Source organism: Solirubrobacter soli DSM 22325 (assembly GCF_000423665.1).
In the GTDB taxonomy this organism is placed as follows: Bacteria; Actinomycetota; Thermoleophilia; order Solirubrobacterales; family Solirubrobacteraceae; genus Solirubrobacter; species Solirubrobacter soli.
This window is the reverse complement of record NZ_AUIK01000032.1, coordinates 1-20,928: the sequence shown is the minus strand read 5'-3', so window position 1 is coordinate 20,928 and position 20,928 is coordinate 1. Positions and strand designations below refer to the sequence as shown.

Annotated in this window: 15 protein-coding genes and 1 pseudogene; 10 read left to right on the top strand and 6 right to left on the bottom strand. The window is 71.9% G+C overall.

All coding sequences use genetic code 11. The annotated features are described in order from the left end of the window. The first annotated feature begins 418 nt into the window (after positions 1-418). The 5 genes from G569_RS58885 (at position 419) to G569_RS0125125 (ending at position 6,155) form a co-directional block, all read left to right on the top strand. On the top strand, positions 419-1,288 hold the full coding sequence (locus G569_RS58885) for a helix-turn-helix domain-containing protein (RefSeq protein ID WP_028065479.1): 870 nt from the start codon (positions 419-421) through the stop codon (positions 1,286-1,288). A gap of 234 nt (positions 1,289-1,522) precedes the next feature. Then, a complete protein-coding gene (locus G569_RS0125140) occupies positions 1,523-2,116 on the top strand; it encodes a hypothetical protein (protein ID WP_028065478.1) in 594 nt (197 codons plus the stop codon). A gap of 189 nt (positions 2,117-2,305) precedes the next feature. Beyond that, positions 2,306-4,516, top strand: coding sequence for a bifunctional diguanylate cyclase/phosphohydrolase (locus G569_RS58880; RefSeq protein ID WP_169542235.1), 2,211 nt, complete (start codon positions 2,306-2,308; stop codon positions 4,514-4,516). Between the two features lie 173 nt (positions 4,517-4,689). Continuing rightward, positions 4,690-5,481, top strand: coding sequence for a DUF4386 domain-containing protein (locus G569_RS51375; protein WP_064750447.1), 792 nt, complete (start codon positions 4,690-4,692; stop codon positions 5,479-5,481). Next, entirely contained in the window at positions 5,478-6,155 is a 678-nt protein-coding gene (locus tag G569_RS0125125; protein ID WP_028065476.1) for an NAD(P)-dependent oxidoreductase, read from the top strand. The genes G569_RS51375 and G569_RS0125125 overlap by 4 nt, the downstream gene beginning before the upstream one ends. A gap of 9 nt (positions 6,156-6,164) precedes the next feature. Here the strand turns inward: G569_RS0125125 and G569_RS64705 are convergent, their stop codons facing one another. The 3 genes from G569_RS64705 to G569_RS58875 all read right to left on the bottom strand — a co-directional run bounded on the left by G569_RS64705 (position 6,165) and on the right by G569_RS58875 (position 9,812). Continuing rightward, complete coding sequence (locus tag G569_RS64705) at positions 6,165-7,667, bottom strand: hypothetical protein (protein ID WP_028065475.1); 1,503 nt, start codon at positions 7,665-7,667, stop codon at positions 6,165-6,167. Positions 7,668-7,757: 90 nt separating this feature from the next. Continuing rightward, on the bottom strand, positions 7,758-8,906 hold the full coding sequence (locus G569_RS51370; protein WP_037498986.1) for an FG-GAP-like repeat-containing protein: 1,149 nt from the start codon (positions 8,904-8,906) through the stop codon (positions 7,758-7,760). Positions 8,907-8,915: 9 nt separating this feature from the next. Continuing rightward, the gene (locus G569_RS58875) at positions 8,916-9,812 is read right to left on the bottom strand and encodes an AraC family transcriptional regulator (protein WP_157592297.1); all 897 of its coding nucleotides are present in this window, start codon (positions 9,810-9,812) and stop codon (positions 8,916-8,918) included. A gap of 2 nt (positions 9,813-9,814) precedes the next feature. On the opposite strand from G569_RS58875, the gene G569_RS0125105 reads away from it, so the two are divergent. From G569_RS0125105 to G569_RS0125085, 5 genes are all read left to right on the top strand, one after another. Beyond that, complete coding sequence (locus G569_RS0125105) at positions 9,815-10,099, top strand: DUF4242 domain-containing protein (protein WP_028065474.1); 285 nt, start codon at positions 9,815-9,817, stop codon at positions 10,097-10,099. A 12-nt stretch (positions 10,100-10,111) separates the two neighbouring features. Further along, the gene (locus G569_RS0125100) at positions 10,112-12,958 is read left to right on the top strand and encodes a helix-turn-helix transcriptional regulator (protein WP_028065473.1); all 2,847 of its coding nucleotides are present in this window, start codon (positions 10,112-10,114) and stop codon (positions 12,956-12,958) included. A 52-nt stretch (positions 12,959-13,010) separates the two neighbouring features. Beyond that, positions 13,011-13,673 (top strand): hypothetical protein, encoded by a 663-nt coding sequence (locus G569_RS0125095; protein ID WP_028065472.1) that lies wholly within the window; start codon positions 13,011-13,013, stop codon positions 13,671-13,673. Between the two features lie 124 nt (positions 13,674-13,797). Next, on the top strand, positions 13,798-14,688 hold the full coding sequence (locus G569_RS0125090; protein ID WP_028065471.1) for a phenylalanine 4-monooxygenase: 891 nt from the start codon (positions 13,798-13,800) through the stop codon (positions 14,686-14,688). Between the two features lie 12 nt (positions 14,689-14,700). Next, positions 14,701-15,687 (top strand): hypothetical protein, encoded by a 987-nt coding sequence (locus tag G569_RS0125085; RefSeq protein WP_028065470.1) that lies wholly within the window; start codon positions 14,701-14,703, stop codon positions 15,685-15,687. On the opposite strand, the gene G569_RS58870 is transcribed toward G569_RS0125085, so the two are convergent. The 3 genes and pseudogenes from G569_RS58870 to G569_RS64010 all read right to left on the bottom strand — a co-directional run. Then, positions 15,684-18,218 (bottom strand): bifunctional diguanylate cyclase/phosphodiesterase, encoded by a 2,535-nt coding sequence (locus G569_RS58870; protein ID WP_053226950.1) that lies wholly within the window; start codon positions 18,216-18,218, stop codon positions 15,684-15,686. The two genes, G569_RS0125085 and G569_RS58870, sit on opposite strands and share 4 nt — an antisense overlap. Before the next feature lie 189 nt (positions 18,219-18,407). After that, the gene (locus G569_RS0125075; RefSeq protein ID WP_028065468.1) at positions 18,408-20,063 is read right to left on the bottom strand and encodes a hypothetical protein; all 1,656 of its coding nucleotides are present in this window, start codon (positions 20,061-20,063) and stop codon (positions 18,408-18,410) included. After that, positions 20,063-20,928, bottom strand: a pseudogene (locus G569_RS64010) (hypothetical protein); the annotation flags it as partial. The pseudogene G569_RS64010 and the gene G569_RS0125075, both read right to left, overlap by 1 nt.

The following is a 20,928-nucleotide window of genomic DNA, read 5'->3' as shown; positions in this document are numbered from 1 at the left end:
CGCATCACGTCGCGTCGCGCCTGACGCCGCACTTCTCTGGTCTCGGCTAGCCGATCCGCAAAGCGAGAGCTTGTCACGGGCGATCCGCATCCCGCACTCGACGACGTTCAAGCCGGACCGCGACCGACGGATGGCTTCCCTATCCACTGCACCGTCTCAGACACCGTCAGCGGGTCCAGACGCGTGGCTTCTCGATCCGAGTAGGGTCAAGCCCTTACGCCGGAAGGCGCGCCTTCGTCGACAAACGAGACTCTGCCTCGAGCGTGCTCGCAACGGTGATGCCGGGAGCCCAATAGTGCACCGCTTCCGGTAATCGAAACGTGCGCCAGCAGGCAGGGCGCGCTCCGTTCCCAATCTCTGCCGTGAAGGCTCGAGAGAGGGGCGGCGAGGAGGTGCGTAGCGCGATGAGTGGGCTCAGGTGCGGGCGTTGGTCGCGGACGGGGTCTCGCAGCGTGAGATCGCGGCGCGGTTGGGGATCAACCGTCGGACGGTCGCGCGGTTGGCGGCGGCTGAGGAGCCGCCGAGCTATTCGCGGGCGCCGGCGGGGTCGATGCTCGATCGGTTTGAGCCGGTGATGCGGCGCTTGCTCGTGGAGTGGCCGGAGATGAAGGCGCCGCGGATGACGGAGATCCTGCGCGAGGACTACGGTTACGCCGGTTCGGTGGACTTGGTCAAGCGCCGGTTGGCGAGGATGCGGCCCGCGCGGGAGCGACCAGCGCAGAAGACGGGATATCGGCCCGGCCAGGTGTTGCAGGTCGACTGGGCCGAGATGCCGACGCGGCCGCGGATCGCGGGCAGGGAGCGGCGGGTCTACGCGCTGATCTGCACGTTGCCGTTCTCGGGTGCCTCGACGGCGCATGTCAGCTTGGACATGACGGTCGAGTCGTTTCTGGAGGGTCACGTGCGCCTTCGCGTGGCTCGGTGGGTCCCGCGCGAATGCGTCTACGACAACCTGCGCTCGGCGGTCGCGCGCCGCGACGGCGACCGGATCACGTGGAACGCCAGGTTCATTCAGCTACGCGGCCACTACGCCTTCCACGCCACGGCCTGCACGCCCGCCACTCCGCGCGAGAAGGACGCCGCCCACCAGGTGGAGCACTTTCAGATCCCGAAACTGGCGCACTTTTCGGTTCCCGTTGACAAACGGACGACACGACGAGGATGTCGTACCCCGACGCCAGGCGCGGCCGAGCACGTTTCGGGCAGCATCACGCGTTATGGAACAGCAGCGTCAGTCGGACGTTGTCGGCGCCGCCGCCGTGGCGACCGCGTCAAATCCGTCAAGTGACGGATCACCTCACGGACGGTGTGATCGGTTGCGGCGACGCGATCGGACACATGTCCACTGCGCCTGTGCCGTTCGGAGGTCAGTGCCGACAACGGTGGGTATCCCGTCATGAGACGGAAAGTGGAGCGCCGGTGAGTCGTGAGGGACGTCGGGCCGGCGCGGACCAAGAGGACCTGTAGCTGAGGTCTTGACACGGAGGTCTTTGTCTTGCCCTATGTGTATCGCCCAAAACAAGTGCGCGGCGCGCTCGCCGCGATGCTGGGCGCGGCCGCTCTGACGTTGGCCGTGGTGCCGGCAGCGGACGCGGCGTGCGTGGCCGCGCCGACGACGAAGGCGTTCGCCGCCTTCGGCGATACGGCCGATTACAGCCTGGCGCCGGCCGGCGCCTTCGAGTCGGGTATCGCGGGCTGGTCGCTGACCGGCGCTTCGGTGGTCAACGGCAACGCGTCCGCGAAGGTGCATGGCGCGGCGGACGCCAAGTCGCTCGCCATCAATGCGAACGGTAAGGCGGTGTCGCCGTCGTTCTGTGTTGGCATCCAGCATCCGACGTTCCGCCTTTTCGCGCGCCGTACGAGCGGCTCTTGGGGCGTCCTGAACCTCAAGCTGCGCGTGACGGGTTCCGACGGTGTCGTCAACGAGACGGTGGTCGGCTCCGTCACGGCCGGCGACACGGCGTGGCATCCGACGGCGCCGATCGCGTTGAGCACGGTGCTGGGGCTGTGGAACGCCGATCAGTCGGCGTCGGTCCAGCTCGTCTTCGACCCCGAGGACTATGGCGGAGCGTGGGCGATCGACGACGTCTACATCGACCCCTACAGCAAGAACTGACGGCACGACCGTGGCCCGGGCCGATGCCCGGGCCGTGGCACATGCGGTTTATAGCGCCGTGACCGATAACCAGAGACCGTGAGCACAACCGACGACATGCGCAGCGAGACGGCGGCCGACCGTCTCCTCGAGGACTCCTGGGACGGCAGGACGCGGCGCCTCCCGCGCCGCGAGCTCGTCACGGAGATCGTGTTCGCGCTGCTCTTCCTCGCGGCCGCGGGGGGCCTGCTGTTGCTCCCCGGCGCCACGAGCGGATTCGACCTGGCCACGGCGGGCGTCCTTGTCGGCCTCTACGTGATCCTCGCCGGGGTGGAGTTCCCGGTGGGCGCCGGCAACGTCCTGCCGACGCAACTCGTGCTGATTCCGATGCTCGTGCTCGTCCCTCCCGGCGCCGTGCCCTTCCTGGTCGCCGCCGGGCTCTTGCTGGCACGGCTGCTGGACTGGATCCGTGGGCGCGGCTCGTTCGAGCGCCTGCTGTTCTCGATTCCTGACGCCTGGCATGCGGTGGGTCCGGCCTGCGTCCTGCTCGTGGCGGGCACGTCGAGGCTCGGTCTGGCTGATCTTCCCGTGCTGGCGGTCGCCTTTGGGGCCTGCTGCGTCTTCGACGCCGGGTGCGCCATCCTGCGCGAGCTCGCGTCGCGAGGCGTCGCGCCAGCGCTCCAGCTCCACGTCTTCGCGCTGGTCTGGGCCGTCGACGCCTGTCTGGCGCCGATCGGCTTCCTGGCTGCCGAAGCCGCCCAGCGCAACATCTTCGCGATCCTGCTCGTCCTTCCACTGGCGGGCCTGCTGTTGCTGATGGCCGCCGACCGGCGAAAGCGCATCGAACAAGCACAGCACCGACTTGAACTCGCGGTACGCGAGCGCAGCCGTCTCCAGGCTGCGGTGCGCCGCATGGGTGATGCCTTCGCGGCCAAGCTCGACATCGACGCACTCGTCGACATCATGCTGCGCGGCTCCATCGAAGCCCTCGACGCCGACGCGGGACGCCTCCACTTCGGAGACCGCGAGCCTCGACGCTTGCCCGCGGATTCGACGATCGAATTCGCCGTCGCGCTCCGCGCGGCAAGCGACGCGGCGGCCGCCACCGGCCTGCCTCAGCAGATCGAGCACCAAGCCGGGTGGGCAGTTGCGCTTCCGTTCGCGGTCGATGGGGCCCATGGTCCCGACGGTGCGATAGGCGTAGCTCGCCGCGAACGCGAGTTCCAGGCGGACGAGGTCGAGCTGCTCGGCGAGCTCGTCGGCAAGGCGCAGACCGCGGCGGCCGACATCCTCGGCCACCACGCGCTACGCGAGGCAGCCGTCCGCGACCCGCTGACCGGCCTGGGCAACCGCCGCAAGATGGCGGCCGACGTCGATGCCTGGCTCGCCACCGCCGCCGCCTCGCCGCGGCTGCTGGTCATGCTCGACCTCAACGGCTTCAAGGGCTACAACGACACCTTCGGCCATGTGGCGGGCGACGCGCTTCTCGCGCGGCTCGGCTTGAAGCTCAGAGAGGAGCTGGCGCCCTACGGCGAGGCCTACCGACTCGGCGGCGACGAGTTCTGTGCCGTGCTGGAGATCGACGCCGAACACGTCGAAGAAGCGATCGCGATCGCCGGTCACGCGCTCAGCGAGACCGGAGAGGGATTCGCCATCACGGCGTCCTACGGCGTGGTGCTCCTGCCCCACGAGGCCGAGAACCTCGATCACGCCGTCCAACTCGCCGACGAGCGGATGTACGCGCACAAGCACAACCGCTCCTCGGGCGCACGAGATCAGGCGCGCGACGTGCTCATGCGGACCATGCAGGCCAAACAGCCCTCGCTCCATGAGCATTCCAGCCACGTCGCGGTACTCGCCGCCGGCGTCGCCCGCCGCTTGCAACTCACCGCCGAGGAGCTCGACGAGGTCGCCCGCGCCGCGGAGCTCCACGACGTCGGAAAGGTCGGCGTCCCCGACGCGATCCTTAACAAGCCAGGCCGGCTCGATCCTCAAGAGTGGGAGTTCATGCGCCAGCACACGATCCTCGGGGAGCGCATTCTCAACGCCGCCACCGCCCTACGGCCAGTCGCGCGGCTCGTACGCTCAAGCCACGAGCGGTGGGACGGCACCGGCTACCCGGACCAACTCAAGGGCAACGAGATCCCCCGCGGCTCCCGAATCGTGGCCGTCTGCGACGCCTACGAGGCCATGACCTCCGATCGCGCGTACCGCAGCTCCCTCACTCCGACCGCCGCCGCCGAGGAACTGCGGTCAGGCGCCGGGACGCAGTTCGATCCCGAAGTCGTCGAGGCCTTCCTGAAAGAGCTCGACCGCCACGGAGGCATCGACACGACCGAGCGCGAGCATGCCGACGCGCCCCTTCAGATCGTCGTCCACCGTGTACGCACTCTCCTCACCCAGGACGCACCACCAGCCTGACCCGCGTCCCTCGCACCGCCGACGCTGCTCCGTACGGTCCTGCTCCGGGGGTGTATGGTCGTAATGAGCCCTGCCGCATGCGCGGCGGGCCAGCCCTCGCGGCTCCCACTCTCGGCCGGCCTTTGGCACGTCGCCCCTCAGCGGTCCGCTACGACCAACAGGCAGGAGCCGTAATGACGCTGTCCCCTCCGCTCGAGCAGGCGCCAGACGTCGTGCTCGATCGCCCGAGCGACCCGCCGTCCCGGCGGACCGCGCGCATCGCGGGCATCTTCATGGTCATCACGTTCATCTCGATCCCGGCGCTCCCGCTGTATGATCATGTGCTCCACCAGACGGGGTTCATCACCGGCAGCGGCGGTGACCTGCGCGTGTCGGTGGGGGCGCTGTTCGAGATCCTCACTCTGATTGGCGGGATCGGCATGGCGGTCACGCTTTACCCCGTTCTGCGGCGCGCGAGCGAAGCCCTCGCGCTCGGCTACGTGACCGTGCGGGTGGTCGAGTCCTGTCTGATCGCGGTCGGCATCGTCAGCCTGCTCGCGGTGGTGACGCTGCGCCAGGACCTCGCCGGCGGCGCCGGCACCGACCAGGCCTCGCTCATCCTCAGCGGCCGCTCGCTGGTGGCCGTCCATGACGCGACGTTCCTGCTCGGCCCCGCGTTCTGCGCGGCCATCGGCAACGGGCTCATCCTCGGCTATCTGATGCTGCGGTCGGGGCTCGTGCCGCGGCGTTTCGCCCAGTTCGGCATGGTGGGCGGCTCGCTGGCGCTGCTCACGGCGCTCCTCGTGCTGTTCGGCGCCTACGACCAGACGTCGGGGCCGTCGTTCATCCTGACGCTGCCGGAGGCCGTGTGGGAGCTGTCGCTCGGCATCTATCTGATCGCCAGGGGCTTCAAGCCTTCGCCCGTCCTCTACGACGACGGCCCCCGCGCCGGCGTGGACGGACCGCTGATCCCGGTCGCGGCATGAGGGTCGGCGTGGTCGGCGCGTCCGGCAAGCTCGGCAGCTACATGGTCGAGGAGGCGCTGGACCGCGGGCACGAGGTCGTCGCCGTATGCCGCGAGCAGAGCGTCCCCAAGCTCGCGGCGTTCGGGGACCGGATCACCGTCGTGCCCGGCGCCACCGACGACCGCGAGGTCATCCGGCGGGCGGTCGCCGGCTGCGACGGGGTCCTCGTCGTCCTCGTCCCGCGGGGCGTGCACCAGTACGCCTCCGGGACGGCGCAGGCCGTCCTCGACTACGCCCCGCCGGGCGCGCGGCTCGTCTTCTCCTGCGGCTGGCACGTGACGCTCGACGGGGAGGACGTGTACACGTGGAAGCTCAAAGCCCTGGTCAGCGTCGGCGGGCGGCTCGCCCGGCTCGCCCGCTTCGCCGACCTCGACGACCAGGTCGAGGCGACGCGCCGCGTGTTCGCCAGCGACACCCGCTGGACTGTTGTCCGGGGCAGCAGCTTGGAGGAGGGCGCCAGCCAGGGGCTGCCGGTCTGGAGCCGCCACGTCGGCGACCCGATCCTCCGAAGCGACATCACGCGCCGCGTCGACTTCGCCCTGTTCATGGTCCAGGCCCTCGAAGACGACGAGCTGATCCACCAGGCACCCGCGATCGTGAGCCGCGAGAGCCCTTCGGCGCTCGCGCTTTCGTGACAGGCCAAGCTATGACGGACGCTTGCCCACCACGTAGAGGTGGGCATCGTCGACCGTCGCGTCGATCGTGCCGCTGTCGTCGAGCTTGATCTCGAAGAACGCGCGGTCGAGTTGGCGGTTGGACGCCGGCTGCGTGACGAACACGGTCTGGACCGAGTGGCCGCTCACGGACAGGCTGCGGCAGGACTGCTGCGGCTGCGGGTCCAGGAAGAAGTACGCCACGGCGCACACTCCGAGCACGCGGCCGGGCGACGCGGCGTCGATGCGGATCTTGCCCGCGACCGTGACCGAATCGGCGATCGGGCCGCCGCCGAACGGATAGTTGTGGACGAGACCGACTCGTCCGAATTGATTCACGTGCGCCTTCAGGCTCGCGGTTCCGGCGATCGGAATGGTCGTGGTCCGCGCCACACTCCCCTCGCTCCGTGAGAACGGGGCGAACCTGGCCGTGGAGGACTCGAAGCCGCTGTCGGAGACGAGGTCGGTCAGCGCGAAGCCGGCCGGCACCGGCGGAAGCTGATCCGGCGTGGGCGTGGGCGTGATGGTCGGGACGGTGGTCGGGGTCGGTGTCGGCGTGATGGTCGGGACGGTGGTCGGGGTCGGTGTCGGCGTGATGGTCGGGACGGTGGTCGGGGTCGGTGTCGGCGTGATGGTCGGGACGGTGGTCGGGGTCGGTGTCGGCGTGATGGTCGGGACGGCGGTCGGGGTCGGCGTCGGCGTGATCGTCGGGACGGCGGTCGGGGTCGGCGTCGGCGTGATCGTCGGGACGGCGGTCGGGGTCGGCGTCGGAGTGATCGTCGGGACGGCGGTCGGGGTCGGCGTCGGAGTGATCGTCGGGACGGCGGTCGGGGTCGGCGTCGGAGTGATCGTCGGCACCGCGGTCGGCGTCGGCGTCGGCGTCGCCACCGCGCCGTTCTGCCCGACCACGTACAGGTGCGCGTCGTCGAGCGTCGCGTCGAGCGTGCCGCTGTCGGCGAGTGCGAGTTGGAAGTACACGCGGTCCAGCCGCGCGTCGCCCATCGGCTGCGACACGAACACGTCGGCCACGTGCGACGGGTCGACCGGGAAGCTCTGGCAGAGCGTGCGCGGCTCGGGATCGGCCGTCACGTACGCGACCGAGCACACCGAGACCGACTTCCCGGCCGGGACGCTCGCGTTCACCCGCAGCTTCCCCGCGACCGTCACGGAATCCGCCATCGGCCCGGCTTGGAACGGGAACTGCGCGACCAGCGACACGCGCCCGAAGGCGTTCAGCGTCACGTGCAGACTCGACGCTCCGACGAGCGGATCGGTCGTGTCGAGCTCAACCGCTCCGTCGAGTGCCGAACCCGGCGCGAAGCCCGAGACGCCGGTCGCGAAGTCGACGTCGGAGACGAAGTCCGAGAGTGTGAAGCCGGCGGGGATCGGAGGCAACCCTGCGGCGCCGCTCGATGAGCCGGCATATGCCGCCGGGGCGGCGCCGAGCGAGAACGCGAGCGTCACGCTCGCGACGACTGACCTCCAGCGTGTCATGCCGGGCATCCTCAAGGCGGCGAGTTGGCCCGACAATGGGGACCCATCCCCGAACTTTGGCCTCGAGCCCCTGAGGCTGGGGCTCTCCAGTCATGCGCGGCGGCGGCCGGCGACGAGGTAGAGGGTGTCGCCTTCGGCGGCGGAGAGCAGGAGGTCGGGCTCGCCGTCGCGGTTGACGTCGCCGATCCCGAGGGCGTCGAAGCCGAGTTGGTCCGCCGGGGTCGTCGAGGTGAACGTGCGCAGCACGCGTCCCGTGCGGCCGGAGAAGATGTCGACGCGGCCCGCGGTGTAGGCGCCGACGGCGAGGTCCACCCGCCCGTCGTGGTCGACGTCGCCCGCCTCGCGACCCGGTCCGCGGCCGTCCCCGGGTGCGCCGGGCCAGGCCCAGATCGGCGAGCCGTCGCGGCCGGAGTAGACGCCCGCCCAGCCGGCCCCGCCCGCCGCGTTGTAGTCGGCGGCGTACAGATCGGGAACGCGGTCGCCGTCGACGCGCCCGACCTCGGCCACGAAGAACGTGCCGAAGTGCGACGCGCCCGCCGGCGGGGCCAACGCGAACCGCTCCCGCGCGGCGTCGAAGACGTGCACGCCGCCGCCGCTGAAGGAGCCGACGATCAGGCCGTCCCTACCGACGTGGTCGAGGCCGGCGCCGAACCCGCCGCTCCCGTCGAGCTGCCGCAACAGCTTGTATGTCCGCCCGGAGTAGACGTACACGGCGTTCGCGCCCTGCGCACCTACGGCGACGTCGGCGAAGCCGTCGTGGTCGACGTCGCCCGCGTTGGACACCGCGCTGCCGAACGCATCGAGCGGTGCGGCGCCCTCCCACATGTGCAGCAACCGGCCCGTCCGGCCCGAGTAGAGGTAGGCGCGGCCCGGCCCGGCGGTACCGGACGCGCCGCTGATGATGTCGTGGACGCCGTCGCGGTCGGTGTCGCCCGCGTCGGCGATCGAGGCGCCCTGGTAGTCGCCGGGCGCGCCGTCGAAGTGGAAGAGGCGGCGTCCGGTGCGCCCCGACAGCACCCACGTGACCCCGGCCGTCGCGTTCGCGTACGGCTCGCTCGTGATGACGTCGGTGACGCCGTCGCGGTCGATGTCGTCGAGCTCGGACACCGCCCAGCCGAAGTACCCGCCGTCCTGCCCGTGCCAGGTCTGGAGCACCTTCACGTCGCGCTCCACGAAGCCGGTGTCGTGCGCGGGCGCGCCGAGCGCCAACCCGACCGCCGCGAGTGTCAACCACGTCATGCGGCGGTTCTATGCCGCGTGCGGCCGGCGCGCTTCCACGATCGTGCGCAATTGCGTCCCGCGCAGCGCCGAAGGCGGGCAGCCGAACGCCGCGCGGAAACGATCGGTGAAATGACTCGACGAGCAGTAGCCGAGCTCGAGCGCGAGGCGTGAGAGGTCGACGGACGGCTCGGCCGCGAGCCGGTCGACCGCGCGTCGCAGCCGCAGCCCGTGGACGTAGCCGGCCAGCGAGAACCCGGTGCGGGCACGGAACACGCGTGCGAGGTGGAACGGGGAGACGTAGAGCGCCGCCGCCACCTCGCTCAGGACCGGCGGCTCGGCGACGCGCGCGATCAGCAGCTCCTTCGCCGCCTCGACCAGCTCGGCGTGCACGCGCAGCGTCCCCGCACGTCGCGGTTCGGGGCGAACCCCGGCACCGCGCAGCGCGAGGTCGAGCAGGCGCATCGCCGCCTCTTCGGCGACCAGCCGCTCCGCGGGCGGTGTCGCCAGCGCCACGGCGAGCGCGTAGGTGCGGGCGTCCGACGGTCCGAGCGGCCCGACCGGCGTCTCTTCGAGCAGCGCCGGCGACACCTCCAGCCAGACCGAGCGATCGCCGCGCGGGTCGCGCAAACCGCGCCGGTAGAGCTGATGCGGCTTGTAGAAGACGACGTGGTTGGGCGTCGTCAGCACCGGGCGCGCCCCGTCCTGCTCGATCAGGACGTGCGAGCGCGGGAACACGACGTGCGGCCACGCGCCCATGTTCGTGTTGACCTCGTCCCACGCGGGGTCGCCGGGCGCGCAGCGGAACTCCCCGAGCCGCCACTGGGCCGTCTCCAGCAGGATGCGCGAGCTAATACGGCAACACCACCGTATGAATACGGCAATCCTGCGGATGGCACGGCACAGCGGCGTCCGTAGCTTCAGCACCCATGCCGACCTACATCATCGAACGCGAGATCCCCGGTGCGTCGCAGCTCACGCACGACGAGCTCCGTGGCATCACCACCAAGTCCAACGAGACCGTCGAGAGCCTGGACAAGCCCTACGAGTGGCGTCACAGCTACGTCGCCGGGGACAAGATCTACTGCGTCCACGAGGCCGAGAGCGCCGACGTCATCCTCGAGCACGCCCGCAAGGGCGGCTTCCCGGCGAACCTCGTCGCCGAGATCGCGAACTGCTTCGACAGCACCGGGCCGCGCGCCCTGCCGGTCTGAGATAGTCGCCACGTGCTGATCGGCCGCGAGCTCGAGTGGGCGCGACTGCAGTCCGCGCTTGACGAAGCCGCGGCCGGGCGCGGCGGGCTGCTCCTGCTCTCCGGCGAGGCCGGTGTGGGCAAGACGCGGCTCGTCGCCGAGGCGCTCGGCGGCGCCCGCTTCTTCCGCGGCGCCGCGTCGCCCTCCGGCTCGCCCTACGGCCCCGTCGTCGGCGCGTTCCGCGAGTACCTGCGGGCCGTGCCGGGCGGGCTCGACCGCTGCGGGCCCTTGCGCAATCACCTCGCCGTGCTGCTCCCCGAGCTCGGCGAGGCGAGCGCCTCCGGCGATCGTGCCACGCTCGTCGAGGCGATCCGCTGCGGGCTGGTCACCCTGACCGCCAAGCAACCCGCGGCGTTGCTGCTGGACGACCTGCAGTGGTCCGACGACGCGACGATCGAGCTGCTCTCGGCCCTCGCGCTCCCGGTCCGCCAGCTCCCGTTGCTGATCGTCGCCGCCTATCGCTCCGACGAGCTTCCGCGCGCGCACCCACTGCGCCGCCTGCGGCACGACCTGCGACGCGACCGCGCGCTGGAGGAGCTGACGCTCGAGTCGTTCGACGAGCCCCAGACCGGTGCGCTCTTCGAGCGGCTCGTGGGCACGGCGGCGAGCCCCCGCCTCACCCGCACGCTGCACGACCGCACGTGCGGCATCCCGTTCTTCATCGAGGAGCTCACCGCCGCGTTGCAGGAGGCGGGGCGGCTGACGCCGGGCGCGGCCGGCCTCGAGCTGGCGTTGGACGACGACGTCCCGCTTCCCGCGACCGTGCGCGACGCGGTGCTGGTGCGGATCGAGCCGCTCAGCGAGCGGGGCCGCGCCGCCGCCGAGACCGCCGCGGTCGCCGGCGCGCGGATGGACCTCGCTCTGCTCGCCGGGCTGGCGGGGGAGGACGGTGTCGCCGAGCTGCTCGCGACCGGGCTGCTGGTCGAGACCGCCGGCGGCGAGGCGGCCTTCCGTCACCCGCTCGTCCGCGACGCGGTCTACGAGGACGTGCCGTGGCTGCGCCGCCGCACGCTGCACCGCTCGATGGCGGAGGCGGTGGACGACGCGGGCGAGGTCGCCGCGCACTGGCTGGCCGCGCGCGACTCGGCGCACGCGTTGAACGCGCTGCGGCAGGCGATCGCCGACCGCGCCGCGGTGCACGCGTACCGCGATGCCACCCGGTTGGGGCGCCAGGCGTTCGAGATCTGGCCGGAGGGCGAGCAGGTCGCCGAGCGGGTGGCCGCGCTCGAGCAGCACGCCCGCTATGCCGAGCTGGCGGGCGATCTGACCGAGGCCGCTCGCGCGCAGCGGGACGTCGTGGCGGCGCGTCGGTCGTCCGGCGCCGGTCGCGCACTGGCCGATGCCGAGCGGCGGATGGCATCGATCTACGAGCTGCAGGGCGACCGCGAGCGCGCGCTCGCCGCCCGCCGCGTCGCCGCCGAGGCGTTCGCCGCGAACGACCTGCCGGGCGAGGCGGCGGCGGAGCGGCTCGTGATCGCCGGCCACCTGCAGTCGGCCGGGCTGCACGACCAGGCGCGCGCGAGCGCGTCCGCGGCGCGGGTCGAAGCGCTGCGCGCCGAGCGGCCGGACCTGCAGGCGCGGGCGCTGGGTCTGGAGGGCGTCGCACGGGCCAAGGCCGGTGCGTTCGAAGAGGGGCTCGCGGTCATCCAGGAGGGACTCTCGTTGGCGCTCGAGCGCCAGCTGACACCGGTCGCCGCCGAGGTCTATCAGCGACTCGGCACGGCCAAGGAGATCGCGGGCGACTACGACGGCGCCCGGGATGCCCTGGGATTGGCGCTCGGGTTGTGCGATGCCACCGGGGACGGGCTTCAGCACACCTGTCTGAGTTGCATGACCTACGTCCTGCGCGAGCTCGGCGACTGGGACGAGGCCGCGAAGCTGTGCCGCGAGCTGCTCGCGCCCGGCCCGACCCCGCAGGCGTCGCTGGTCGCCGACGGCATCCTCGGCGCGATCGAGGTCTGGCGCGGCCACGGCCGCCGTGGGCTGCCGCTGCTGGTGCGGTGCCTCGAGACCTCGGCGCGGCTGAACGTCGTCTCGATGCAGTGCGACAGCGCCGCGGCGCTGGCCTGGCTGGCCGCCGCCGAGGGCGACCTGCTGCGCGCCGAGGAGCATTGCCGCGTGCTGCTCGCTCGCTGGGAGCGCAGCCAGGACCACCACTACGCGGTCTGGGGCCTGCGCTGGGCGGCCGGCCACCTGGCGCGGTCGGGGCGGCTCGACCTCGCGCGTGCCTGCAGCGAGGCGCTCGCGTCGATCGTCGCCTCCGCCGGCTACGCGGACGCGCTCGCCGCTCTGGCGAGCGCGATCGCCGAGACCGCTCTGGCCGAAGGCGACGCCGACGCCGCCGCACCCCAGTTCGCTCGCGCCGCCGAGCTGCACGGCGGGCTGAACATCCCGTTCGAGCGGGCGCAGATCCTCGTCCGCGGCGCGGCGGCCTTGAGCGCGATCGGCGAGCGCGACGCGGCGCTGGATGGGCTCACCGAGGCGCACCGGGTCGCGGTCGCGCTCGGCGCTCGCCCGCTGGCCGCCGAGGCGGCGTCAGCGGTGGCGGCGCTGGGCGCGTCGGTCGCCGATCACCTCGGCCGCCGCGCCGCCGCCGAGCACGAGACCGCCGGGCTCTCCCGCCGCGAGGTCGAGGTCGTGCGGCTGGTCGCGCAGGGTCTCACCAACCGCGAGATCGCCGCTCGGCTCGTGCTCAGCACCCGCACGGTCGACATGCACGTCCGCAACATCCTCACCAAGCTCCGTTCGCACACCCGCACCGAGGCCGCCGCCCGGGCGACGGAACTCGGCCTGCTCGAGGTCGAGTCGACCGCTCGCTGACCTTGAGCAAACGACCACGAAGTGATCCGGGCTCGGTGAGAGGATCTGCATCGTGCCCTACGTCCTAAAGACGGTCAAGGCGCGAGTCGCGGACGGCTTTGCCGAGGAAAGCGCTCGCCTTTACGGCGACAAGTATCTGGATCATCTCGCGCGAAGCAGTGAGACGGTTGCCCAGAGTCTCCGTCGGACGGTGGCGCTGCTCGTCCTGGCGATCGCAGCCTTCGTTCTCCTGGTCGGGAGCAAGGACGCGCAGGTGACGGTAGGGCCGATCAAGCTGTCAAATCTCGCCGGTGTCCTCACGTTCATCCCTGCCTTCACGGCATACCTCTTCTACGAGTTCTTCGCGTTGGTCGAGCTACGGGCCACGATCGACGAACTCATCAGCGCCACCGTCGAGACCCTGTATCCAACGCTGCACGAGAACGATCTCGACGTCACCCTCATGTCTCAGACCATCCAGGCATGGGGAGGCCCGGGAACCACACCGGGGCGCCTGCGCGCGAGCCCGCACACGTCGTGGTCAAAGGCCAGGGAAGCACTCGGGTACGTGGTGGGAGTGGGAATCCTGCTGGGCGCCCTCGCTTTCGCGGTGTTCGCTTACTGGCGCCTCTACAGATACCCGGGTGCCGACGACGTTCTCGTCACGGTCAGCCTCGTGTTCGCAGCTTTGAACTCCCTACGAGGACTGTTGGTCATGGCGGCATTCGAGGTATGACGCGGGTGCGACGGAACTCGGCCTGCTGAGCAACATGCCCACCGACTCCCCTGATTCGGTGGGCATGCTGTACAGCGGACCTAACTTTGCGCGCAAGACTTCTTCGCGTGGCAAGCTTGTCGCCATGTTCGAGGAAGCGCAGCTGTATTCACCGGTCACGCAGACGGAGTCCGGGGCTGTCGTCGTGCATCTCGGGGCGGACCATCCGGGCTTCCAGGACGCCGGATACCGCGAGCGCCGCAACGAGATCGCCGCTTCCGCGCTCGCGTGGGAGCCGGGCACGGTTCCCGCCCCGGTCGCCTACACCGAGGCCGAGGACGAGGTCTGGCGGCTGGTCTCCGGCGAGCTCGCCGTCAAGCACGAGCGCTACGCCGTGCGCGAGTTCCGCGAGGCGAAGGCCGCGCTCGCGCTGCCGTCGGACCGGGTCCCGCAGCTGGCCGAGGTCACCGCCGCGCTGAAGCCGCTGACCGGCTGGGAGTACCACCCGGCGCCCGGACTGGTCGATCTGCGCGAGTTCTACGGCTCGCTTGCGCAGAGTGTCTTCTACTCGACGCAATACGTGCGCCATCCGTCGCAGCCGCTCTACACGCCGGAGCCGGACATCATCCACGAGGTCATCGGCCACGGGAACATGCTCGGCTCGCCCCGCTTCGCCGCTTTGAAGCGCGCCGCGGGTGAGGCGACCATGCGGTGCGAGACCGACGCCGCCGTGCAGGCGATCGCCGACGTCTTCTGGTTCACGCTCGAGTTCGGCGTCATGTACGAGGACGGCGAGCTGCGCGCCTACGGCGCCGGCATCCTCTCCTCCTACGGCGAGATCGAGGAGTTCCGCTCGATGGAGATCCGCCCGCTCGACATCGCCGCGATGGCCACCGTCGACTACGACATCACCTCGTACCAGCCGGTGCTCTTCGGCGCCGCGTCGTTCGACGAGCTCGAGGACGTCGTCGGCGGCTTCTTCGAGACGGTTGACGACGACACCCCGGAACGCGTGGGCATCACCGCCGCCGCGTAGTATCGGGGCGCGATGCCCGACGTGCTGCTCTTGTGCCGGCACATCAAGGGTGAGGACGAGATGCCGGTCGCGGTCGCGGAACGGCTGCGTGAGACGCTGGACCACGACGGCCTCGATGTCGCCCTGATCCTGCACGCCCGCACGCCGCCGGCGACGGCACATGCGGAGTGGCTGGCGGCGCAGCTGGGCGGGCCGGCGGTGCTCGCCGACGCGCGCCTGGACCCCGCGACCGACGCGACCCCGGACGGGCTGGACGAGCTCACGCGGTCCATCCTCGAGCGGCGGGAAGCGCGGCCCGTGCTGGTGATCGGGCACATGCCGCAGCTCGGGTGGATCGCGGCGCGCATGCTCGCCAATCGCCCGTGGTGGCGGGCGCTGGTCGACGGGCCGGCGCCGCTGCTGCCGCTCAAGAACGCCGAGGTGGCCGCGATCGTCGTCGAGCCGGAGTTCCGCGGCCGCCCGACCGGCTGGCTCGACTGGACGATCGCGCCCGACGACGCCAAGGCGATCGACGAGGTGCGCGAGAAGATCAAGTCCAAGATGGAGGTCGCCAAGCTCCTCGGCGGCCTGATGAGCCTCGTGCTCAGCGGCGTGCTGCTCGCGCCCGGACGGCTCCACGAGCTCGGCGACCGCGGCGCCGTGACCGTCGCGGCCGCGTCGTTCCTCGTCGCCATCGGCCTGTACCTGCGCACGATGTACGCCTACGACCAGCTGCTGATGCCACGCCGCTTCTGGGGCGAGCGCCTCGGCACACGGCGCCCGCGCTGGCTCGTCCGGCGCCCACCGAGCAGCGCGGCGTGGGTGCTCTACCAGAACATGATGCACATCTGGACGTTCCTCTTCACACCCGCCACGGTGGCGGTCCTCGTCGGGCTGATCGCGCTCGCCTACGCGGCGCTGGACCTCTCAGGCCTGGCGACCGTCATCGTCGCGATCGTGCTCGTCGCCGCGACCGTCTACGGCCTCCGCCAACGCCCGGTGCTCGGCACCCAGGACTAGACGGCCGAGGCGACGCCGTCGGCGACCGGCAGGGGGCGGCCGTGGAAGTAGCCCTGTGAGAAGTCGACGCCCATGGTGCGGAGCATGTCGGCGGTCGCTTCGTCCTCGACGAACTCGGCGATCGTCTTCATGCCCATGCCGCGGGCGATGTCGACCATCGAGCGGACGACGAGCTGGTCGGTCTCGCTCGAGGTGAGGGAGCGGATGAAGTCGCCGTCGATCTTGAGGTAGTCGAGCGGGAGGTGCTTGAGGTAGTAGAAGCTCGAGAAGCCGGCGCCGAAGTCGTCCAGCGCGAAGCGGCAGCCGACGCCCTTGAGGCGCTCCGCGAAGGCACGGGCCTGGGCCATGTTGGCGATCGCGGCGGTCTCGGTGATCTCGAAGACGAGGCGGCCCGGGTCGACGCCCGACTGCTGGAGGTCGTGCTCGATCATCGCGGTCAGCGCCGGGTCGCCGGTGGACTTGCCGGAGAGGTTGACCTCGACGCGGCCCTCCCACGAGGGGTCGTTCGCGAGCAGGCGGATCGCGGCGCGGACGACCCAGCGGTCGATCTCCTGGATCAGGTCGAAGCGCTCCGCGGTGTCGATGAACGCGCCCGGAGGGATGATCTGGCCGTCGTCGCCGACCATCCGCAGTAGCACCTCGCGGTGGGTCACGAGGCCGGTCCGCAGGTCGATGATCGGCTGCCAGTACAGGACGAAGCGGTCCTCGTCGAGCGCGCGGCGGATCTGATGCGCCCACGCCAGCCGGGCCTGCATCTGGCCGACGAACTCGTCCTCGTCGTCGAGCACGTAGCTGCGGTTGCCGCCCGCTTCCTTGGCCGCGTACATCGCCATGTCGGCGGCGGCCAACACATCGTCGACCTGCGCGTCGCCGTGGCCGAACGGGACGACGCCGATGCTGGCCGAGGTCGACACCGGCAGCGTGCCGATCGTGACCTCTTGCGCGCGGACGGCGTCCAGGATCAGCTCGGCGACGTGCGCGGCCCGCAGGCGGTCCGAGCCGGGCAGGAGCACCGCGAACTCGTCGCCGCCGAGGCGGGCGATCACGCCGGCCTCGCCGACGACGCCCGTCAGAGCGCGGCCGGTCATGCGGACGATCTCGTCACCCGCCGAGTGACCGTGGAAGTCGTTGATGTACTTGAAGCGGTCGAGGTCGAGCAGCAGCACGGCGCCGTGTCCGCAGGCGGCGAGCTCCTCCTCGAAGCGGCGCCGGTTGAACAGCGAGGTCAGGTGGTCGTGATCGGCGAGGCGGCGCAGCTCGGCCTCGAAGCGCCGGCGCTCGGTGACGTCGCGCAGGATGCAGGTGACGACGACCTTGCCGTCCTCCCCCTCGGTCGAGCTGAGGGTGACATCGACCGAGAACTCGCGGCCGTCCTTGCGGCGGCCGATCAGCTCCGCGCCACGGTCCGAGGCGCCCGCGACCGCGGCGTGGAAGCAGTCCGCCGCGCGGGAGCGCGCGCTCGCCGCGAACAGGTCCTCGACGGAGCGGCCGACGAGCTCCGAGCGCTCGTAGCCGAACAGCTGCTCGGTGCGGGCGTTGACGAGCACGATCCGGCGCCCGGCGTCCACACGCACGATCGGGTCCGGCGCGGTCTCCATCACCCGGGCGCGGTCCTCCGCCTGCTTGCGAGCGGCGATGTCGCGGATGATGCCGCCGAAGAAGCGCGTGCCGCTCTCCTCCCAGGTGGAGAGGGAGAGCTCGATCGGGAACTCGGCCCCGTCGGCGCGCAGCCCGACGACCTCGACGGTCTGGCCGATGATCCGCGACGACTCGGGGCGCTCCGCCACCCGGCGGAGGCCGGCGTCGTGCATCGGCCGGAACCGCTCGGGCATCAGCAGCGACAGCGGCCGGCCGAGCACGCTCCCCGCGCTGTAGCCGAACATGCGCTCGGCGGCGGGGTTCCAGGAGAGGATCAGGCCCTCGCGGTCGGCGGCGATGATCGCGTCGTTGGCGGCCTCGGCGACCGAGCGGAAGCGGCTCTCGGACTCACGCAGCGCCTCCTCGGTCCGCAGCCCCGCGATCAGGCGGCCCAGCTGGCGCCCGATGTGGTTGGCGACCTCGAGCAGCCGGTCATCCGGCGTGACCGCGTTCAGCGAGAAGCACTCGATGATCGCGATCGTCCCGGCGTCCGTCCCGACCGGGAACGAGAAGCCGCCGCGCAGGCCGACGCTCGCCGCGCACGCGCTGCGGGGGAAGTTCGGCGAGCAGGTCACGTCGACGATCCACTCGGCGCGGCCGCTCTCGAGCACGCGGCCGGGAAGCCCGACGCCGCGCGGCAGCTCCATCCGCTCGGTCTCGACGCGGAACGCCTCGAAGCGCTCCGGGTCGCTCAGGGACCAGAGCTGCGACGGCAGCGCGCGCTCCGAGCCGTGGGCGAAGTACACGTGGCCGACCGGCCAGCCCGTCCAGCGGCACAGCTGCTCGAGGCAGGCGGAGAGGGCCGCGTCGACGGTCCGGGCGGTGCTCGTCGCGTCCGCGACGCGCTCGATCAGGCCGACGAGGCCGGAGTCCGCCGGAGCGGGAGCGGGCACGGGCGGCGTACGACGACCTCCGCGTGCGAGCGAGACGGCGGCGGCGCCCGCGCTCACGACGGCGGCGACGCCTGCGACACGTGCGTGATGTTGGACAGAACGGCCCACTACCACCGTTCATCGACGCGACGTCAGCCCTCCTTGACGTAGGTCCCGCAGAAGGTACGCGCCCACGTCACTGCGCGGACCTCATGAAGGCTCGGCGGTGTCGAAGCGCAAGCCGCTCGACCCCTCGCCCCGGCCGACGGATTTCCGCCGCCCGAGCCACAGATACGTGCCGCCGTCCATCCAGCGGGCGAGTTGGTAGGTACGGGTCACCCGCGCGCCCTCCCGCGGGACCTCGTCCTCGCGCAGGAGCAGCTTCGGGTCCTTGGCCAGCGGCGCGAGCAGGCGCCCGCGCGGCTTCAGCGGCGGCCCCGGCGGCGTGATCCGCGGGAGCGCGCCGAGCCGGAACGCCATCGACGGGTCGGTCGCGACGGCGCGCTGGGGCAGCAGCGGGAACCAGTGCTGGGGCGGGTCCGTGCGCAGCCGGTACGGGAGCGCGGACCCCGCCCCGACCCACCCGCTCGGCGGCTCGGTCGGTGGCGCTGCCTCGTTGGCGGCCTGCGCGCGATCGGCCGGAAGGCCGTCGTCGCCCTCGATCGCCCGCTCGACCGCCCACGCGAGGTTCGCGATCTCGTCGCGGAGCAGCAGCACGTCCTCGATGTCGCGGCCCTGCAGGCTCGCGGCGAGCGCGGGGGCGACGACCAGGGCGTCCTCGTTCGTGCCGTCCGCGCGCGAGAGCCCGAACATCCGCCATTCGCCCTGCGGCGCCGTGGGGCCGACCGTGGTCGTGCGGCCGAACGTGTCGCGGACGTCGAGCTTGGTGATCCGGACGACCGCGCCGACCGGGACCTCGAGCGGCAGCATCAGCCAGTCGGCGCCGTAGACGAGCGCGAAGCCGGACAGCAGCATCCGGCCGAGGTCCTCCGGCTGCGCCGACACGGCGCCGAAGCTGACGCGCCCGTCCTCGAACTCCCACAGCCGCGAGGCGGGCATGCCGGGGTAGGTGACGGCGCTCGGGACGACGGTGAGCGGGCCGAGCGTGGAGCGCCCGGCCGGTGGGACGGCCGTCGTGCCGGTGGCCGTGAACGCGTGCCAGTCGAGGTGGCCGTCGGTGTACTCGTCGGCCTCCAGCCCGATGCCGTCGGGCGAGGAGGTGCCGAACGCGTACTCGAGCCGGTCCGGCACCCAGCCCGCGGGGCCGCCCGAGGGCGTGAACGCGAGCGCGTCGAACCAGGCGACGAACGCCTGCGCGGCGGCGATGACGGCGGCGCTGTCGGTGGGGTCGACGACGGGGCCGGCGGGGAGCGCCGGCGGCGTCGCCCGCAACGAGGCCTTGAGGTCCTTGGCGAGCCTCTCGCCGTCGATGGCGCGGCCCGCCACGAGGGTCGCGAAGGGCGAGCCCGCGGCGATCGGATACGCGGTACGGAACGTGGTGGCGTAGCGGGCGAGGCCGCGGGCGGCGAGCACGCGCTCGAACTGCTGGCCGGCGCGGGCGCGCATGCGGGCGGTCGGGGCGGCGTGGATGTCGTCGGCCTCGACGAGCGTCTCCAGCGGCACGGCGGGCACCGAGTAGTTGCCCGTGCGGGCCGCCGGGTCCGGCCGGCCGGGGCGCAGCTTGGTCAGCGGGGCGACGGACGCGCTCACCTGCGCGACGATCGCGCTGCCGGCGTCGGCGGCCTCGAACTCGCCGAATTGCCACTGGCGGCCGAGCAGCCACAGCGGGTCGTGGATGCGGGCCTCGAGGCCGGGCGCGAGGTCGCGGTCGCGCGCGCCGGGCTCGAGCCGTGCCCAGTCGGTCATCAGGCGCTCACCCGCGTCAGGTCGGTGGTCACGGTCTCCGCCGCGGGCGCGGAGGCCAGGTAGATCGCGGGGAGGAACTGGCCGAGCCGCGGCACCGCCGGCGCGGCCTGCGTGGGCGCGGCGAGCGCCTCGCCGTCGACCAGCCGCAGCCGCGCGAGCTCCAGCGTCTCGAGCACGGTCGCCTCCAGGTTGTCGAGGGTCCACACGTGCCCCTCGTCCGGCGGCACCGCCAGCAGGATCGCCTGCGGCGCCCGCGCGGCGGGCTGCTCGACGTGGAAGCCGACGCCGGTCATCTGCGTCCGGTCGGGGACGACCTCGGTCCACTCGTCCACCACGAGCCCGGCGAGCTGCGCGCCCGCGTTCCCTGCGACGACGAGCGAGAGCCGCCCGCCGGTGATCGGCTGCTGCGGCGTCGCGGGAAGCCCGACCCAGCGGTCGCCGGGGCGCTTCGGCAGCTGCGCGACTTTGAGGCTCAGTGGCGCCGTGCCGGTCGCCTCGCCGTAGAGGAAGGCGGTCTCGAGCCGCGACGCCCCGTCTCGGACGTGCGCCGCCCGCTGCAGCCACGTGACCGCCGCGAGCGGGTCGCCGCCCTGCAACTCGGTGCTGGGTGCGAGGGAGAAGTCGGGTGCGCTGACGCGCGGGAGGAGCCGGAACGTGTCGCCGAGCACGGCGGCGACGCGGGCGGGGTCGGAGTCCGCGGCCGCGACGGCGGCGATCCGCCGGTCGAGCTCGACCACCGCGCCGCCTGCCGCCTCGACGGGGACGACGACGCCGAGCTTGGCCGCCCGGGCAAGGGCGTCGGCGAGCGGGCCGGAGGCGGCGCGCGGCGTGGTGGCGGCGGGCGGCGTGGTGGCGGCGGGCGGCG

What these genes read in the sequence shown, in the direction of transcription:
- G569_RS64705 (WP_028065475.1), bottom strand. Translation starts at nt 7,667, where the DNA reads ATGACACGCTGGAGGTCAGTCGTCGCGAGCGTGACGCTCGCGTTCTCG.
- G569_RS51375 (WP_064750447.1), top strand. Translation starts at nt 4,690, where the DNA reads ATGACGCTGTCCCCTCCGCTCGAGCAGGCGCCAGACGTCGTGCTCGAT.
- G569_RS0125090 (WP_028065471.1), top strand. Translation starts at nt 13,798, where the DNA reads ATGTTCGAGGAAGCGCAGCTGTATTCACCGGTCACGCAGACGGAGTCC.
- G569_RS0125125 (WP_028065476.1), top strand. Translation starts at nt 5,478, where the DNA reads ATGAGGGTCGGCGTGGTCGGCGCGTCCGGCAAGCTCGGCAGCTACATG.
- G569_RS51370 (WP_037498986.1), bottom strand. Translation starts at nt 8,906, where the DNA reads ATGACGTGGTTGACACTCGCGGCGGTCGGGTTGGCGCTCGGCGCGCCC.
- G569_RS0125085 (WP_028065470.1), top strand. Translation starts at nt 14,701, where the DNA reads ATGCCCGACGTGCTGCTCTTGTGCCGGCACATCAAGGGTGAGGACGAG.
- G569_RS0125105 (WP_028065474.1), top strand. Translation starts at nt 9,815, where the DNA reads ATGCCGACCTACATCATCGAACGCGAGATCCCCGGTGCGTCGCAGCTC.
- G569_RS0125075 (WP_028065468.1), bottom strand. Translation starts at nt 20,063, where the DNA reads ATGACCGACTGGGCACGGCTCGAGCCCGGCGCGCGCGACCGCGACCTC.